Origin of the sequence: Streptomyces sp. NPDC020884 (assembly GCF_044333935.1) — a bacterium.
Lineage (GTDB): Bacteria > Actinomycetota > Actinomycetes > Streptomycetales > Streptomycetaceae > Streptomyces.
In genome coordinates, this window is sequence record NZ_JBIRRY010000007.1 from 65657 (window position 1) to 82664 (window position 17008).

Annotated in this window: 13 protein-coding genes; 7 read left to right on the forward strand and 6 right to left on the reverse strand. The window is 72.5% G+C overall.

The window, feature by feature from the left end:
• Window positions 1–37: 37 nt before the first annotated feature.
• From ACH4UK_RS21890 to ACH4UK_RS21905, 4 genes are all read left to right on the forward strand, one after another.
• Window positions 38–871, forward strand: coding sequence for a Scr1 family TA system antitoxin-like transcriptional regulator (locus ACH4UK_RS21890; protein ID WP_398358646.1), 834 nt, complete (start codon window positions 38–40; stop codon window positions 869–871).
• 70 nt (window positions 872–941) lie between these two features.
• Entirely contained in the window at window positions 942–2045 is a 1104-nt protein-coding gene (locus tag ACH4UK_RS21895; RefSeq protein ID WP_398358648.1) for a PP2C family protein-serine/threonine phosphatase, read from the forward strand.
• A gap of 139 nt (window positions 2046–2184) precedes the next feature.
• On the forward strand, window positions 2185–2451 hold the full coding sequence (locus tag ACH4UK_RS21900; protein WP_398358650.1) for a WhiB family transcriptional regulator: 267 nt from the start codon (window positions 2185–2187) through the stop codon (window positions 2449–2451).
• A gap of 87 nt (window positions 2452–2538) precedes the next feature.
• Window positions 2539–2865: a YkvA family protein gene (locus ACH4UK_RS21905; RefSeq protein WP_398358652.1), complete on the forward strand. Its 327-nt coding sequence runs from the start codon at window positions 2539–2541 to the stop codon at window positions 2863–2865.
• A 22-nt stretch (window positions 2866–2887) separates the two neighbouring features.
• On the opposite strand, the gene ACH4UK_RS21910 is transcribed toward ACH4UK_RS21905, so the two are convergent.
• The gene (locus ACH4UK_RS21910; protein WP_398358654.1) at window positions 2888–4282 is read right to left on the reverse strand and encodes a DUF6777 domain-containing protein; all 1395 of its coding nucleotides are present in this window, start codon (window positions 4280–4282) and stop codon (window positions 2888–2890) included.
• 191 nt (window positions 4283–4473) lie between these two features.
• On the opposite strand from ACH4UK_RS21910, the gene ACH4UK_RS21915 reads away from it, so the two are divergent.
• Window positions 4474–5760 (forward strand): streptophobe family protein, encoded by a 1287-nt coding sequence (locus tag ACH4UK_RS21915; protein ID WP_398358656.1) that lies wholly within the window; start codon window positions 4474–4476, stop codon window positions 5758–5760.
• A 22-nt stretch (window positions 5761–5782) separates the two neighbouring features.
• Here ACH4UK_RS21915 and ACH4UK_RS21920 read toward each other — a convergent pair whose 3' ends face one another.
• The 5 genes from ACH4UK_RS21920 to ACH4UK_RS21940 all read right to left on the reverse strand — a co-directional run bounded on the left by ACH4UK_RS21920 (window position 5783) and on the right by ACH4UK_RS21940 (window position 11457).
• Window positions 5783–6799: a serine/threonine-protein kinase gene (locus tag ACH4UK_RS21920; RefSeq protein WP_398358658.1), complete on the reverse strand. Its 1017-nt coding sequence runs from the start codon at window positions 6797–6799 to the stop codon at window positions 5783–5785.
• Between the two features lie 6 nt (window positions 6800–6805).
• The gene (locus ACH4UK_RS21925; protein ID WP_398358660.1) at window positions 6806–7780 is read right to left on the reverse strand and encodes a hypothetical protein; all 975 of its coding nucleotides are present in this window, start codon (window positions 7778–7780) and stop codon (window positions 6806–6808) included.
• 9 nt (window positions 7781–7789) lie between these two features.
• Window positions 7790–10165: an FHA domain-containing protein gene (locus ACH4UK_RS21930; protein WP_398358662.1), complete on the reverse strand. Its 2376-nt coding sequence runs from the start codon at window positions 10163–10165 to the stop codon at window positions 7790–7792.
• 167 nt (window positions 10166–10332) lie between these two features.
• Window positions 10333–10749, reverse strand: a complete 417-nt coding sequence (locus ACH4UK_RS21935) for an ATP-binding protein (protein ID WP_398358664.1) — start codon at window positions 10747–10749, stop codon at window positions 10333–10335.
• Window positions 10750–10854: 105 nt separating this feature from the next.
• Window positions 10855–11457 carry a sigma-70 family RNA polymerase sigma factor gene (locus tag ACH4UK_RS21940; RefSeq protein ID WP_398358666.1) on the reverse strand — a complete coding sequence of 201 codons (603 nt, stop codon included), beginning with the start codon at window positions 11455–11457 and terminating at the stop codon, window positions 10855–10857.
• 281 nt (window positions 11458–11738) lie between these two features.
• On the opposite strand from ACH4UK_RS21940, the gene ACH4UK_RS21945 reads away from it, so the two are divergent.
• Together ACH4UK_RS21945 and ACH4UK_RS21950 are read left to right on the forward strand one after the other, a co-directional pair.
• A complete protein-coding gene (locus ACH4UK_RS21945) occupies window positions 11739–15089 on the forward strand; it encodes a LamG-like jellyroll fold domain-containing protein (protein ID WP_398358667.1) in 3351 nt (1116 codons plus the stop codon).
• 228 nt (window positions 15090–15317) lie between these two features.
• Window positions 15318–16943: an alpha/beta hydrolase gene (locus tag ACH4UK_RS21950; protein ID WP_398358668.1), complete on the forward strand. Its 1626-nt coding sequence runs from the start codon at window positions 15318–15320 to the stop codon at window positions 16941–16943.
• Window positions 16944–17008 lie beyond the last annotated feature (65 nt).

Sequence of the window (17008 nt, forward strand, 5' to 3'; positions counted from 1 at the left end):
AAAGCTCCGCCCCGGGGCTCGACGAGGAGGAAGACGCATGCGAGCCCGGTCCGGTCCCACGGTGGAACACCGCGTCCTCGCGGTCCGTCTTCGCATGCTGAGGGAACGCGCGGGAATCAGCCTGCGGGTCGCGGCCGAGGCGCTCGACGCGCACCCCGCGACCGTCCGGCGCATCGAACGCGCCGAGACCGGACTCGACGCCCGGCAGGTCGGCGAACTGCTGCGCTGCTACGGCGTTCCGCCCACCGTGGCCGAGCCGATCATGGCCGGGCTCGGAGCCGCGAACCTGCCCGGCTGGTGGCACCGGTGGCGGGACGCGATGGAGAGCTGGCAGCAGGACGTCATCGGCGTGGAATCCTCGGCGAGCCTCGTACGGACCTGGCACCCGGCGCTCGTGCCCGAACTGCTGCGCACCCCCGCGTACGCCGCCGCGCTCTTTCGCGCGCAGTACCCCGACGACAGCCGCACCCGCCGGGAGCGCCGCGTCGAGCTGCTGGAGGAGCGCCGCCGCCGCATGTGCGAGCGCGGGACCGCCCTGTGGGCCCTGTTCCCGGCAGCGGCCCTGCACACGCGGGTCGGCGACCGGGAGACCATGGACGGGCAGCGGGCCGCGCTGACCGAGGCGATGAAGGAGCAGCACGTCACCGTCCAGGTGGTGCCCCTGGACCACCCGCCCCACCCCCTGACCGGCGTACCGCCCCTGCACATCCTGCGGGTGTCCGCGCCCGAGATCGGGGACCAGGCGGTGCTGGAGACCCCGGGCGTCCGGGTCGACCTGATCGACGACCCCGAGGCCGTCATGGCCCACCGCATCCGGCTGGACGCCGCGTGCGCCGCCGCGCCCGGCCCCGGGACCCCGCTGCCGGAGTAACGGCCCCGGTTCGGTGCCGCCCGGACGCCGCCGGGATGCGGCGGGCCCCCGCGCCGTACAGCGTGGGGGAGTGGTGCAGCTGCGCAGGGCCAAGTGGATCCCGTTGGGGGTCGTCGTGCTGGCCGTCGTGCTGGACCTGGTGACCCCGACGGACGTCACCTCCGCCCCCCTGCTGATGGCCGCCCCGGTCGCCGCGGCACCGCTCCTGAGCCTGCGCGGCATCATCGCGATCGGCGCTCTCGCGATGACCGTCCACGCGGTCCTCGCCTGGGTCGACGACACCTTCGGCTGGCAGCGGGGCGTCGCCAACCAGCTCACCCTTCTGGCCGTAACCGTGCTGGCCGTCCTCATCAACCGCTCCCTGGAGGGCCGGGACGCCCGGACCCGGCGCGCCCGCCACATCGCCGCCGTGGCCCAGAGCGCCGTCCTGCCCAGGCCCCCCTCGCGCCTCGGCGAACTCACGATCGCCGCCCGGTACGTGCCCGCCGAGAACGAGGCGATGATCGGCGGCGACCTCTACGTCGTCCAGGACACCCCGCACGGGGTGCGCGTGATGGTCGGGGACGTCCGGGGCAAGGGCCTGGGCGCGGTGAGCGCGGTCTGCGCGGACCTGGGGGCGTTCCGGTACGCGGCGGACGAGGCGGAGGACCTGCCCGGCCTGGTGCGGGCACTGGAGCGGGCCCTCCTGCGGGAGGGCGGCCGGCGCGGCGGCCAGGAGCAGGACGAGGGGTTCACCACGGCGCTGATCGCCGAGTTCGCCGAAGGCCTCGGCGCCCTGCGGGTCGTCAACCGGGGGCATCCGCCGCCGGTGCTGCTGGACGCCCAGGGCCGGGCCACCGTCCTGGAGCCGTCCGAGGAGGCGCCCCCGCTCGGCATGAGCGCCCTGGGCACCTGGTCGTCCCCGGTCGACACGTTCCCCTTCCCGCCCGGCGCCACCCTCATCTGCTACACGGACGGGGTCACCGAGGCCCGCGACGAGTCCGGGGTCTTCTACGACGCGGCCGTCCGGCTGCCCCTCCTCGTCCACCACCGCGCACTGATCGGCTACCCGGCCACACCGGCGCAGATCCTGCACCTGCTGATCGAGGACGTCGGGCACCACACCGGCGGCCGGATCCAGGACGATCAGGCGCTGCTCGCCCTGCACCGCCCCCGGATTCCCCCGCACGCGTAGCGGTCGCTACGCGTTCCGATGGCGGACGGGCCCGCCCGATACGTGTTTGAGACGCCGATCGTCGGTCATTCGCACGGGAGACACGTACGGCAAGCGACGGACGACGTACCGACATCGGGAGTGAGCAGAGTTGAACAGCATGGAGAACTGGCGCCTGCACGCAGCCTGCCGGGAGGAGGACCCGGACCTGTTCTTCCCCATCGGGAGCACGGGCCCCGCCGTCGTGCAGACCGAGGAGGCCAAGGCCGTCTGCCGGGCCTGCCCCGTACAGGCCGCCTGCCTGGAGTGGGCCCTGGAGAACAGGCAGGACTCCGGCATCTGGGGCGGCCTGTCCGAGAACGAGCGACGCGCCCTGAAGCGCCGCACCCGCAGGCGGGCGGAGGCCCGGGGACGCGGTACGGCCTGACGCGCACCGCGGCCTTCCCCGGCCCCGGAGCGCCGACACCGCCGCCGCACGTTCGTCATCCGCGGACGAGTGGGTACACGATGAGCCATGGACACCACCGCTTGGCTCGTTCTCGGCGCCGTGGCCGCGCTGATCACCCTGGCCCTGGCCGGCGTGCTGCTGGTGCGCGTCTTCAAGGCCAGGAAGCTGCTGGCCGACGCCGGGATCCCGCTGCACAACAAGGCGCTCGTCTGGGCGGCCGTCATCTACACCGTCTCGCCGGTCGACCTGCTGCCCGACCCCGTCTACCTCGACGACATCGGCTTCCTGCTGGTCGCCCTGCGCTCCCTGCACTCGGCCGCCTCGGCCGCCGGAATGCGTACGGGAACGCGGGCGAAGCCTGCCGTGGAGAGCCGCCCCGACGCCGTGGGCTGAGGCGGCGCGGACTCCCCTCCGGTCAGCCGAACGCGGGCGCGCCCTGCGGGGCGGCCGACCCCGGCCCGGGATCCTGCGGCTCCGGTGAGTCCGGGGCGGGCGGCTGCGGGGCCGACTGCGAGTCCGGCGACCCCGGCGGGTCCTCCGGAGCGGGCTCGGTCCCCGGGTCGTCGGGCGGCGGTTCTTGGGTCGCCGGGTCGTCCGGCGGGGCCTCGGAGGTCGCCGGGTCGTCACCGGGCCGCGACGCCGGGTCCTCGGGCGAGGACTCCTCGGGCGAGGCCCCGGACGACGAGGGGCAGGGACGGCCGCCGTCGTTTCCCGGCGGGCAGGGGGACTCGGAGGCGTCCTTCGGCGGATCCGTCTTCTTGTCGCCGTCGCCCGTGTCGCCGGTCGGCCGCTTGAACCAGTCGCCGTTCTCCGGATCGACCATCACGAACTCCTTCACCGGCTTCGCCGACGGCTCCACCACGACCACGTCGGACGCCCGGTAGCCCGGCCAGGCCTTGCCCGTCTGTCGCGGAGCGTCCTTCTGGGCCACGGGCGGCAGCAGCGGGTTCCCGCAGGCACACCGGACCCTGGGCACGCCCCGGTCGTCGACGAGGACCGCCGTGCCCGCCTGGAGCACGGCCTGATAGGCGTTCGCCCCGCCGTCCCGGTAGCCGTGGTTGGTGACGCGGGTGTCCATGCGCAGGGTCACCGGAGTGAGGCCCCGCAGATAGCCGGGGACGGCGGACGGCTCGATGTCCTGGACCGAGGCGAACGCCCGGTTCTTGTCCGGGGCCGCCCCCAACACCTTGATCTGCTGCTCCACATCGCAGCTGGCGACCTTGCGGGTGCCGCCGTACAGGCCCGGGGCCGCGCCGTCCACGCCCCGCGTCACCCGCTCGCCGGTCTTCGAAGCGCTCGGCTCGACGGAGGGACTCGCGGTCCCGGGCTCGGGGGCGCTGTCGTCGGCCGTGGACCGGGTGAACGGATCCGGCCCGGAGCTGCCCGCCGCCTGGAGGAACACCTCGCCGCCCGCTTCCGACCCGCCGTCGGGCCGGGTCAGGACGACGACCAGCACCACCGCCGCGACCAGAGCCGTGGCGATCGCCGCGATCCGGGGCACCGAACGCCACCAGGGGCGGCCCGGCCCGGGACCGGAGGCGGCGCCGGAGCCGCTTCCGCCGCCTCCGGGGCCGCCCGGACCACCGCCGGACCCCCCTGCCCCGCCCGAACCGCTTCCGTCGCCGGAGCCGCCGGAGCCGCCGGAGCCGCCGGAGCCGTGCGGTCCGCCGTGGTCACCGCCGCTGGGCGGGCCGGGCGGCGGGCCGGAGACCGTGGGGGGCGGCGGTGGGGGGCCGGACTCCGAGGGGCCCGACAGCGGGCCGGACGGCGGTCCTGTGGGGCGGCCGGATGGCGGCGGTTGGACACTCACGGGCTCTGCTCCCCGACGTCGGTACCCGCCCCGGACGACCCTGCCCGGTCCCGTTTCCGTACCAGGACCACCAGCCGACATGCGGGGCATTTCGCACCATTGTCTGTCCCGTCCCGGCGGTCCCCGCAAGCGGAGGGACTGACCGGTTTCCCGGGGAGCGGAGCGTACGGTCCCTGCTTAGCGTGGCAAGCGTGAACGTCCGGGCGAACGAAGACGAGACCAGCGCACGCACCCCGCACGGCTGGCGCGACGCGCTCCTGGCGGTCCTCACCGGTGTGCTGGCCATGGTGGTGACCGCGGCCCTGGGCCTGTGGGCCGCCGGGGCCGCCGGGCTGCCCGGCGGAGCGTTCCCGGCCGTCGTCGCCGCGGTGGTGGTGATGGCGGCGGGCGGCTCGGTCGGGCTCTCCGGGGACGCCGGTTCCCTCGTGGGGACGCAGGCCGACCTCTCGGTCCTGCCGCTCTCGGTGTCCCTGATGGGCGCACTCCTGATCGCCCGGGGATTCCTGCGCCCCCTGCGCCACCGGGCCGTCGCCGGAGGCCGCGAACTGGCCGGCTGGGCGGGCCGCGTCGCCGCCCTGTGGATCGTCGCGCTGATCGTGCTCGCGCTGGTGGCCCGGCACACCTTCACCCTCTCGGCCGAGGACCTCACCGGCAGCGGAGCCGGGGACCTTCTCGGCGACGACCCGAAGGTCGGATTCCGGGCGGAGATCCCCCTCACCCTGGTCTTCGGGCTGCTGTGGCTGGCCGGGGTCCTGGTGCTCGCCCTGCTCGTCTCGCGCCGGGCACCGCTCCCGGCCCGGCTGGTGCGCTTCCAGGAAGCGGTGCGCCCGGCCGCGTTCGCCATGGTGGCGCTGCTGCTCGCCTCCGTCGCGCTCGGCGTCCTCGCCGGTCTCGTCGTGATGATCACGCGCGGGCACCCCGCCGAAACCGCCGCGGTGCTCCTTCTCGGGCTGCCCAACCTGGTCTGGCTCGCGCTCACCCTCGGCCTGGGCGCGTCCTGGGAGGGCAAGGTCGAGGGCCCCTTCGGCCTGCCCATGCCCCAGGTGCTCGACTCCGTCCTGCGCACCCCGGACCTCTCCACCCTCGATCTGGGCACCCTCGTCGAACAGGACGGGCGGGTCCGCTGGCTCGTGGTCGTCGTCGCGGTGCTGGTGCTCGCGGCCGCCTTCCTCATGGCGGTCCGCTCGCCCGCCCGGACGCGGCTGTGGCAGCACGCGGTCCACATGGCGGTGGCGCTCGCCCTGACCGTGCTGTTCATCTGCCTCACCGCCCGGATCTCCGCCCACTACGGACTGTCCCTCCTGGGCCTCGGAGACCTCGGCGGCGGTCTCGGCGGGGAGGTGTCGCTGCGCCCGAAGCTGTGGACGGCGCTCGGGTTCGCGGTGCTGTGGGGCCTGGTCGCCGGCTTCCTCGGCGGCCTCGCGGCCAGCCGGGTGCACCGGCGCGGCGAGGTCCCGGGCGCGGGGCCCGACGCCTGACCCGGCCTTACCCGCCGTCGGTTCAGCCGACGCCCGGGAACACCGGGGCGGCCCAGCGCGGCGGCGGGGGCGGCGGTTCGGGGGCCGCCGACCAGGAACCGGCCGGTGCGTCCACCCGGGTCGGCGCGTGCTCGCCGGGCCCGATGCCCGCCGCCGCGGCCCGCAGCGCGGCGACGAACCGCAGGCAGGTCTCGTAACGGTCCTCCGGAGACTTGGCGAGCGCCTTGGCCAGTACGCCGTCGACGGCGGCGGGAAGTCCGGGCCGCAGTCCGCTCGCAGGGGCCGGCGGGTCGTACTGGTGGGCCCACAGCAGCGCCATGTCGTCGTCCCGCTGGAAGGGCGGCGCACCGGTCAGGGTCTCCTGGACGACGCAGGCGAGGCTGTACACGTCGCACCGCCCGTCCACGGGCCGCCCCGAGATCTGTTCCGGCGCCACGTAGTCGAGGGTGCCGACGAACTGGCCGACCGTGGTGAACCCGGTCAGCGACAGCGACTTCTTCGTCAGCCCGAAGTCCGTCAGATACACGTGCTCCGGATGGTCGCTGTCGGTGCCCGCCGCCACCAGGATGTTGCCCGGCTTCACGTCCCGGTGCACCAGGTCGTGGTCATGGGCCGCGTCGAGCGCGGACGCGACCTGCGCGGCGATCCGGACCCCGGCCGTCAGGTCGAGCGGCCCGCGCCGGTCGATCAGGACCCGCAGATCGGCGCCCGCGACGAAGCGCATGGCGATGTAGAGCAGCCCCTCCGTCTCGCCCGCCTCGAACACCGGCACGATGTGGGGGTGGTCGATCGCGGCCGCCACGCGCGACTCGTGCGTGAACCGCTGCCGGAAGGTGTCGTTGCGGGCCAGCTCGGGCGCGAGCAGCTTCAGCGCGACGATCCGGTCCAGCCGCAGGTCCTTGGCGCGGTAGACGACCGCCATGCCGCCCCGGCCGATCTCGGCCTCCACCAGGTAGCTCGCGATCCGCTTGCCGACGAGCTCGTCGTCCCGCCCGGTGGGGAGCCCGGCGTCGTGCGACGGGGGAGGCGGCGGCGCCATCGGCCGTCACCGCCCGGCATCCCCCGACGCCCCGCCGCCGGGCGGTTCGTCGGGCCCGGCGACGGTGATCGCCCGGGTGGGTTCCGGTGGGTCGGCGGGGACGACGCGGGTCGGCTCGGGCGGGTCAGGGGTGACGACGCGGGTCGGCTCGGGGCCGGCGGGCGGACCGACGGGCGGGGGATCCGCATTGTCCGGGGGCACGACGCGGGTGGGTTCGGGGCCGTCCGGGGTGACCACGCGGGTGGGTTCCGGTGGGTCGGCGGGGACGACGCGGGTCGGCTCGGGCGGGTCTGCGGTGACGACGCGGGTCGGCTCGGGGCCGGCGGGCGGACCGACGGGCGGGGGATCCGCATCGTCCGGGGGCACGACGCGGGTCGGCTCCGGGCCGTCCGGGGGCACCACGCGGGTCGGCTCCGGCTCCTCGCCGGTGGTCCTCCGCGGGGGCTCGGGGGACGGGGTCGCCACGCCCGCCTCCCCGGATGCCGGGCCCGCCGCTCCCGGGCCCGCCTGGGCCGCGTACGTGCTCAGGTGGGTCCCGTCGCAGAAGACCCACCGCTCGTGCTCGGCGTCGTACAGCCACACCGACTCCCCGTCCACCACCATCCCCACCCGCAGCCCGCGCGTCTTCTGCCTGAAGCCCTCCCCGTCGCTGCGGCCCTCGGCCAGGTCCTGGGCCGCGCGGCGGTACCGGCTGAGTGACTCCTCGGCCCTGGCCAGCAGCGGTCGGGGGTCCGCGGTGCGGGCGAGCGGCGCCCCGGCGGCCGGAGGCGTCCCCGGTACGGAGACGAGGAGCCGCCCGTCGACCCAGGCCGACCAGCCGTTGGAGCAGGCCACATACGCCCAGTCCCCGCGCCGGTCCTGCAACTGCACCGGGAGCAGGGGGTCCAGCGGGTCGGTGGGCCGGGCGACGTCGGGGGACTCCCAGGCCGGCAGCCCGTCCGGCGGGACGACGTGCGTGGGACGGAATTCCGGGGTCGCCATGGAACCGCCTCACTTCCGCATGACCGCGGGCTCGTGCCGTCTCAGCAGTTTCACGACCACGTATCCGAAGACGAGCGAGAGGACGGCCATCATGCCCATGTTGAGCAGCCAGACCCCCGCCGAGTGCCCGAAGAGCGGATCGGAGGTCAGCTCGCCCGGCACGATCCGCGCCAGATCGATCGTCCCGGCCATTGCCCCGAGCGCCCACCGCGACGGCACCAGCCACGACAACTGCTCCACCCCGGGGATGCCGTTCAGCTTGAGCAGGGCGCCGCAGAAGACGACCTGGACGATGGCGAGGAGGACGAGCAACGGCATCGTCACCTCCTCCTTGCGCACCAGCGCGGAGACCAGGAGGCCGAGCATCATCGCGGTGAAGGACAACAGGGCCACGGCCAGCGTGATCTCCACGAGTGGTGGCAGGAACACCCCTTCGCCGCCGGGCGCGTTGAGATCCACGCCCACCAGACCGACCAGGGTCAGCACCACGGCCTGGAGGACGGTGACGGTCCCGAGCACCACGATCTTCGACATCAGGTACGCGGATCTGGAGAGCCCGACGGCCCGTTCCCGCTGGTAGATCACCCGTTCCTTGACCAACTCCCGTACCGCGTTGGCCGCTCCGGTCAGCACTCCGCCCACGCACAGGATCAGCAGGGCGTTCATCGCCGTCTCCTGGGTGAGCCGGCTGCCCGCCAGCGCGCGGGCCATGGCCCCCATGACGAAGGGCAGGGCGATCATGATGATGAGGAACGTCCGGTCCGCGCTCAGCGCGGAGGCGTACCGGCGCACGAGGGTGTGCAGCTGCGCACCCCAGTTGCGGGTCTTCGGCGGCGGCGCGACGAGCGCTCCGGGCGCGGCCGCCGGCAGGCGGGGCTGGGCGGAGGCGTTGACGATGTACTGCCGGTGGAAGGGCGAGTCGGCGTAGGTGGCCGCCCAGTCGCGGTTGCGGTCGTTCTCGAAGGCCTCGAACGCCTCCGGCCACTCCGCGAAGCCGAAGAAGGCGAGGGCGTCCTCCGGGGGGCCGTAGTAGGCGATCCGGCCGCCGGGCGCGAGGACGAGCAGCCGGTCGCAGACTTCCAGGCTCAGCACACTGTGGGTGACCACGATGACGGTGCGGCCGTCGTCGGCCAGCCCGCGCAGCATGTGCATGACCGAGCGGTCCATACCGGGGTCGAGCCCCGACGTCGGTTCGTCCAGGAAGAGCAGCGAGGGCTTGGTCAGCAGCTCCAGGGCCACGCTCACGCGCTTGCGCTGGCCGCCGGAGAGCGAGTGGATCGGCTGGTCGGCCCGCTGTTCGAGGCCGAGTTCCTGGATCACCTCGGCGACCCGCGCCTGCCGCTCGGCCTTTGCGGTGTCCTGCGGAAAGCGGAGCTCCGCGGCGTAACCGAGGGCCTTACGCACGGTCAGCTGGGAGTGCAGGATGTCGTCCTGCGGGACGAGGCCGATGCGCTGGCGCAGCTCGGCGAAGTCGCGGTAGAGGTCACGGCCGTCGTAGAGCACCGTGCCGCTGTCGGCCGGGCGCTGTCCGGTGAGGGCGTTGAGCAGCGTGGACTTCCCCGCGCCGCTGGGCCCCACCACGCCGAGCAGGCACTTCTCGCCGACCGGGAAGGAGACCCGGTCCAGCAGGGTCTTGCCGCCCTTTCCGGCCCGGCCGACCGTCACTTCCAGATCCTGGACGTCCAGCGACACCTCACCGGTGTCCACGAACTCCTGGAGGGCGTCGCCGACCAGGCAGAACGCCGAGTGGCCGATGCCGACGATGTCACCGGCGCCGACCGGCCCGCGGGCGACCGGCTGACCGTTGAGGAAGGTCCCGTTGTGGCTGCCGAGGTCGACGATCTCGTACGTGCCGTCGGCGAGCGCCCGCAGTTCGGCATGGCGGCGGGAGACCGCCAGGTCGTCGATGACGAGGTCGTTGCCGGTGTCGCGGCCGATGCGCACGGTTTTGGAGGGCAGCGGACGTACGGTCGTCGGCTGCCGGAACGTGCCGGTCGCCGCGGGCATCGACACGGCCGAGGGGCGGTCCGCGGCGGGGGCGGGTGAGGGAGTGGGGGCGGGCGGTTCCCGGCCCAGCAGGACGGCGCGCGGCCCGTCGCTCGGATTGCCGAAACGGATCTCGCTGCCCGCGCCGACGTCCGAGGCGTGGATGCGCCGGCCACCGGTGTAGGTGCCGTTGGTGCTGTCCTCGTCCTCGATGGTCCAGTGACCGGCCTCGGGATGCAGGACCGCGTGGTGCCAGGAGACCCGGATGTCATCGATGACGACATCGCTGTCGGGGTCGCGCCCGACGTGATAGTCCCGGCTCGGACTCATCACCGTGGAGCCCAGATCGGTCTCCAGTACGAGTTCGGGCGCAGTCGGCGTCGCGGGCCGCTCTCCCATGCCTGAATTCTACCGAGACGCACCGATCGGCGCCCGCCGTCGGGTGCGGTCACCCCCGCCGCAGGGGCGTGGAGGCGCTTCGAGGCGCTCGTCCTCGGCGCGCACGGTCGCCAGGTCTCAGCTCGCCGCACGGTCGCGAGGCTTCAGCGCGGCACGGTCGCCAGGCTTCAGCGCGGCACGGTCGCGAGGATGACCTTCCCGCCGCCCGCCGCCTGGTGGACCCGTACGTCCTGGGCCAGCCGCTGGACCATCGGCCAGCCGAATCCGCCGGTCAGGCCGGTCAGGTCGGGCGTCCGGTCCTGCGGGTGCGCCGGGCTCGGGTCCGTGACCCGGACATGGACGCCCCGGCGGTCCGCGGTCAGCCACAGCGCGGTGACGGCCCCCGCGTGCCGGACGGCGTTGGCGACCAGCTCCGACACGAGGAGCAGGAGGTTCTGGACGGTGTGCGAGGTCGGTGCGGGGTACAGCCGCGCGACAAAGGTACTGACCGCGTCCCGCGCGTCGGCGGCCTTCTCCGGCCGGCAGACGAAATCGGTACGGGTCTCGCCGTCCGGTGAAAACGTCATCAGAATACGGTCGTTCATAGCGTCCACCCCGTCATGTGAGCTTTCTGACTGGAGTCCGGGTACCCCCGAAACGGGATTTCATGGAAATCGGCGGGGGAAAGTGCGCAGGGTCCGTCGAACGGCTCAGTCCCCGCCCCCGAGCAGGTCCCGCTGGATCCGGTGCGCCAGGGTGCGCCGCACCGTGGCCGAGCCGGTGACGGCCGTCCGCGCGGGAACGTCGAGCCCCCGGCTGATCGTGTCGTACGCGCTCCGATGACTGCCGGGCAGTTCCGCCCGGCGCTCCGTCAGGTCCTCCTCGACGAGCCGGCGCAGCGCGTCGACGTTCTGCGGCGTGAACCGCTTCCCGCCCCGGCCGAGGGTGTCGGCGAGGCGTGTGCAGCGGGCGGTTCCGTGGAGGGCCTCGGAGATCTCCTCCGCCAGGCCCCACAGCCGCCCCTCGAGCCAGGGGGTGTCGTGCTGGTCGAGGGTGACCGCGGGCAGGAGGGCCGGCTCGCCCGGCCGGGCTTTCGCCACCTGCTTGGACACGGCGGGCTGGCTCAGGCCGGTGAGCCGGGCGATCCTGTCCTGGGTCCAGCCGAGGCCGGCGAACAGGGTGATCATTTCGCTGCGCAGTCGCCGGGCCTCCTCGCCCGCGCGAATCACCTCGTTCATACCGGCGAACATTCTGGAGGCCTGTTCCTCGGTCAGGAACGTGGGGCGGTGACGCGCATCCTCTTCGGCTGTCATAGCTCGGTTGTACCCGAAATCGGTGATTTCCATAACCCAGTTGTACAACCTGGTGATGACGATCGGGGGAGTTGTCGCCATGGTGTTGATTTCTGTCGCCGGGAGGGCCCGGACCGTCCGTCGCGCGGCCGGGGCGGGCCGCCCGTCGGGTGCTCCCCGCCGATCGGCGGCTCCGGCCGGTCCGTCCGGGCCGCGGTGGCCGCCCCGGCGCGAGGAAGTGCTTTCTATCGTTGAAAATTCTGTGTGCACGACCGTTGTGCAGTGTTTGGTGTTGTGGCTCAATGTTCGACTATGTGCAGTGCCTCTCAGGTTCGAGGCACCCCCGGCTCTTCGACGAGGACGACGCCTTGAGACGACAACATCCGCGCCCCCGTGCCCTGTTCAGGGCCCTGACCTGCGCTGCGGCGCTGCTCATACCGGTCGGTGCCACCCTGGTCCCGACGGCGGCCGCCGCACCCGCCGTACCCGCCGGAGCCCCCGCGAAGGCCTTCACGGCCGACGACCCGGTCACCGATGTCCACGGGCTGAAGGGCGAGTACTTCAGCATGTCCGCCCCGGGGGCCCGTGACTTCGCCGAACTCGGCGCCACGTCCCTGGACCCCGAGATCAACTTCCCCGGGCTCACCGGGACGTTCGAGTCGGCGACCGGCAAGACCGAGCACACGACGGCCCGCTGGACGGGGCAGCTCGAAGCCCCCGAGACCGGGGACTACACGTTCTCCGCCATCGGCGACAACGGCTTCCGGCTCTACCTCGACGGAAACGTTGTCATCGACCACTGGGAGCCGGACTGGGACAAGGAGCAGAACAGCGCTCCGATCTCTCTGAAGGCCGGGGAGAAGCACGACTTCAAGCTGGAGATGTTCCAGGACATCGGCGGCGCCAGCATGTTCCTGCGCTGGGGGACCGACACCCTCAAGAAGCAGATCGTGCCCGAGTCCGCGTTCACCCCGCCGGCCGACTTCGAGGTCTATCCGGTCGCCCTGAGCGTCGCGAAGAACGGCAAGCGCCTCCAGGCCACCTTCCGCGACCGGGTCTCGGACTACCGGAAGGTGAAGGAGCACCTCAAGATCGAGGTCGACACCTCGCCGATGCCGGTGAAGTCGGTGAACCGGGCCTCGGACAACCCCCGGGCGCTGATCATCGACCTCGCCGCGCCCGTCCAGAAGGACCAGCGCGTCAAGGTCGTCTACGACGGCCAGGGCGGCCTCAAGTCGGGGACCGAGACCGTCCCGGAGATCGGCCGCACCGCCAAGAACCTCTCCACGCACCGCCTCACCACCACCTGGGGCGACAAGCTGGACGTGAACAACCCGCTGCCCGAGTACCCCCGGCCGCAGCAGGTTCGCGACCAGTGGAAGAACCTCAACGGCCCCTGGGAGTTCGCCGGGGCCACCGAGGGCGAGAAGCCGGTCTTCGGCAAGAAGCTCGACGAGCGGATCATCGTGCCGTTCCCGGTCGAGTCCCAGCTCTCCGGCCTGGAGCGCGACGAGGACCACATGTTCTACCGCAAGCTCGTCACCGTGCCGAAGAACTGGTCGGTCGGGCGGGGCGCGTCCGGCAAGGACAAGCGGCTGAAGCTCAACTTCGACGCCGTCGACTACCGGTCCACCGTCTGGGTCAACGGCACCAAGGTCGCCGAACACACCGGCGGCTACACCGGGTTCACCGCCGACATCACCGACGCGCTCAAGGGCGGCGGTCCCCAGGAGATCGTCGTCGCGGTCACCGACAAGACCGGTCCGAACCAGCCCAAGGGCAAGCAGTCCACCAACCCCGGCGGCATCGTCTACACCCCGACCTCCGGTATCTGGCAGACCGTGTGGATGGAGCCGGTCGCCCCCGCAGCCATCGACTCGCTGACCACCACCCCGGACATCGACACCGGCCGCCTCGCGGTCACCGTCAACTCCGCGAAGGCCTCCGCCGACGCCCGGATCACCGCCGTGGCCCGCGACCGCAAGGGCAAGGTCGTCGGCACGGTCACCGGACCGGCCAACCGTGAGCTCAGCCTGACCGTCAAGAACCAGCGCCTCTGGTCCCCGGACGACCCCTACCTGTACGACCTCGACGTCTCCCTGGCCGACGGCCGCTCCAAGGACAGCGTCGAGAGCTACTTCGGGATGCGCCAGCTGAAGATCGACAAGGTGGGCGGCTACCAGAAGCTCGTCCTCAACGGGAAGCCGTTCTTCTCCCTCGCCATGCTCGACCAGGGCTTCTGGCCCGACGGCCTGTACACCCAGCCCAGCGACGCCGCCCTCACCTTCGACCTGAAGGCGCAGAAGGACCTCGGCTTCAACGCCGTACGCAAGCACATCAAGGTGGAGTCGCCGCGCTGGTACTACCACGCCGACCGGCTCGGACTGCTGGTGTGGCAGGACTTCGTCAACGCCGACATCGACAACGACGCCGGCAAGAACGCCTTCCTCACCCAGGGCAAGGAGTTGATGAAGCAGTTCCACAACTACCCCTCGATCAGCGGCTGGATCGTCTTCAACGAGGGCTGGGGCGAGTGGGACCGGACGGAGACGGGAAAGATCGCCGAGGACGTCAAGGCGCTGGACCCGTCCCGTGTGGTCAACGCGCACAGTGGAGTCAACTGCTGTGCGTCCAAGGGTGATTCCGGCAAGGGCGAGATCATCGACCACCACGACTACGTGAACAACGACGCGCCGTTCCCGGACCACCGTGCCGCGATGGACGGCGAGCACGGCGGCTTCACGCTGCGGACCCCCGGGCACATGTGGCCGGGCGCCCCCGCCAACATCTACAGCGGGGTCGCGGACAAGGCCGCCCTCACCGCCAAGTACGTCGACAACACCCGTACGTACTATCTCGCCGCCGCCGGGGCCGAGTTGTCCGGCTCTGTCTACACCCAGGTCAGCGACCTGGAGAACGAGCTCAACGGGCTCTGGACGTACGACCGCCGCGACATCAAGGTCGACCCGAAGAAGGTCCGGGAGATCAACCGTCAGGTCATCGCCGCCGGAGCCAACGCCGGTGAGCGCGACGAGCTGAAGGGCGGCGGCTCCTGGTCGCTCGACGAGAACAAGGGCGCGACCGCCCGCGACAGCGGCCCCAACAAGGCGCACCTCGCCCTGGAGGGCGGCGCCTCCTGGGCCCCGGGCGCACAGGGCTCGGCGCTGAAGTTCGACGGCGAGGGGCAGTACGCGCAGAGCGCCGGTCCGGTCGTGGACACCACGAAGGACTACACGGTCTCCGCGTGGGCCTCGCTGGACGCCGTGCCGGGCAACTTCGCCACCGTCGTCAGCCAGGACGGCCGGCGCACCGAGAACCCCTTCTACCTCCAGTACGGACAGGGCGGGTTCGCCTTCTCCACCCCGGGCGGCAAGCGCGCCCGCCTGGAGATCACCCCGGAGACCGGTCAGTGGTACCACCTCGTCGGGGTCCGCAAGGGTGACGAGATCACGCTGTACGTCGACGGGAAGCCCGTCGCCACCACCGCGGCCGGGCCGGCCGATGTGAGCACCGGCCCGCTCTCCGTCGGGCGGGCCCAGTACGACGGCGCCAAGGGCGACTTCTGGAACGGTTCCGTCGATCAGGTCGGGGTGTACGACAAGGCCCTGACCGCCGAGGAGGTGTCCGCGCTCCACGGCCGTCAGAAGCCGTGACGGGCTGAGCGAAGCCGTAACGAAAGGACCGGGGTCCGCTTCCGGCGCCGCAGGACCGGCGCCGGGAGCGGGCCCTTTCCGCTGCCCCGCCTACAACTCGCGGACCATGGAGCCCTGTTGCGTCATCCCCGGGGTGGAGGCAGGAGCGGCCCGGCGGGGGATTCGCACGCCTGACCGTTTCCTGAATGATCTTTCCTGTCCGAACCTGTGACCGGAAGGATCGATATCGTGCGCAGACGACGTCTCGTGCCCCTGCTGGCGGTAAGCATCACGGCAACGCTGGCCCCCGCGCTCGCCACCTCGACGGCCACCGCCGCTCCGGCGGCCGCCCCGTCGACCGCCGGCACGAACGTGCTGGACCGGTACGCGAAGCAGAAGCCGCAGTGGAAGAGGTGCGAAGCCGACGCCCCGGCGGAGTTGCGGTGCGCCACGATCCAGGTCCCGCTGGACTACCGGAAGCCCGGCGGCAAGCGGATCGACCTGGCCATATCCCGGATCAAGGCCACCACGCCCGGCAAGCGGCACGGTGTTCTGCTCTCCAACCCCGGCGGCCCGGGGGGAGAGGGGCTGTACATGCCGCTGGGGATGGCCCAGTCGCTCCCCGCGTCCGCGCGGCAGAAGTACGACCTCATCGGCTTCGACCCGCGCGGGGTGGGGCGCAGCACCCCGGTCTCCTGCGATCTGGAGCCCGAGGAGGAGAACTGGCTGCGACCGTACAAGGAGGAGACGTTCGACGACGACGTCGCCTGGGCGCGGGCGTTCGCGGACAAGTGCCGGGAGAAGGCGGGCGCCACCCTCCCGCACATCACCACGCGCAACACCGCGCGCGACATGGACCTGCTCCGGGCGGTCCTCGGTGAGAAGAAGATCAGTTACGTGGGCTACTCGTACGGCACCTACCTGGGCGCCGTCTACACCCAGCTCTTCCCGAAGCGCGCCGACCGGTTCGTGCTGGACAGCGCGGTCGACCCGGAACGCGCCTGGCGGGGGATGATCCAGTGGTGGGCGGAGGGCGCCGAGCCCGCGTTCGACCGGTGGACCGGATGGGCCGCCGAGCGTTCGGCGAAGTACGGCCTCGGCGACACCCCGAAGAAGGTCGAGGCGACCTTCTGGGACCTGGTCGCGCGGGCCGGGGAGAAGCCGATCGAGCTGGACGGGCAGCTGGTCACCGGCGACGACATCCGCAGCGGTATGCGGGGGGCCGTCTTCAGCCCGCAGTCCGCCACCGAGGCGTTCGTGGAGCTGAAGAAGGCGGCGGACGGCAAGCCCGTCGCGCCGGAGAAGCTCGGGGCGTTCACCCGGCCCGAAGGGCGCGGGGCGGCGGGCGCGGCCGTCGGGACGCCCGCCGACAACGGCTCGGCGAGCTTCTGGGCCGTGGTGTGCGGCGACAACTCCGCCGCGTGGTCCCGCGACCCGGAGAGCTACCGGCGGGACGCCATCGCGGACCGGGGCCGCTATCCGGTCTTCGGTGACTTCGCGTCCAGCATCAAGCCCTGCGCGTTCTGGGGCGATTCCGCGGAACCGGCGACCGAGGTGAACAACAAGGTCGGGTCCCTGGTCGTGCAGAACGAGTGGGACTCGCAGACGCCCCTGCCCAGCGGCCAGGCCCTGCACGCCCAGCTGAGGGGCTCGAAGATGGTCACCGTCCGCGGCGGCGAGGGCCACGGCGTCTACCCCAGCGGCAACGCCTGCACGGACGGTGCGGTCAACCGCTATCTGCTCACCGGCAAGCTGCCCGCGAAGGACGTGACCTGCAAGGCGACGGCCGAGTCGAACGCGGAGGCACGGCAGAACCGGAAGCGGGACGTGCTCCCCGGGTCCCCGCTCCCGGAGCGCGCCCCGGACCGCTTCTGATCCCGGGGTCGCACGGCTCGCCGCGGACGGACCGCGCGGGGGCCCCGGGCGGGCTCTGAGCCCCC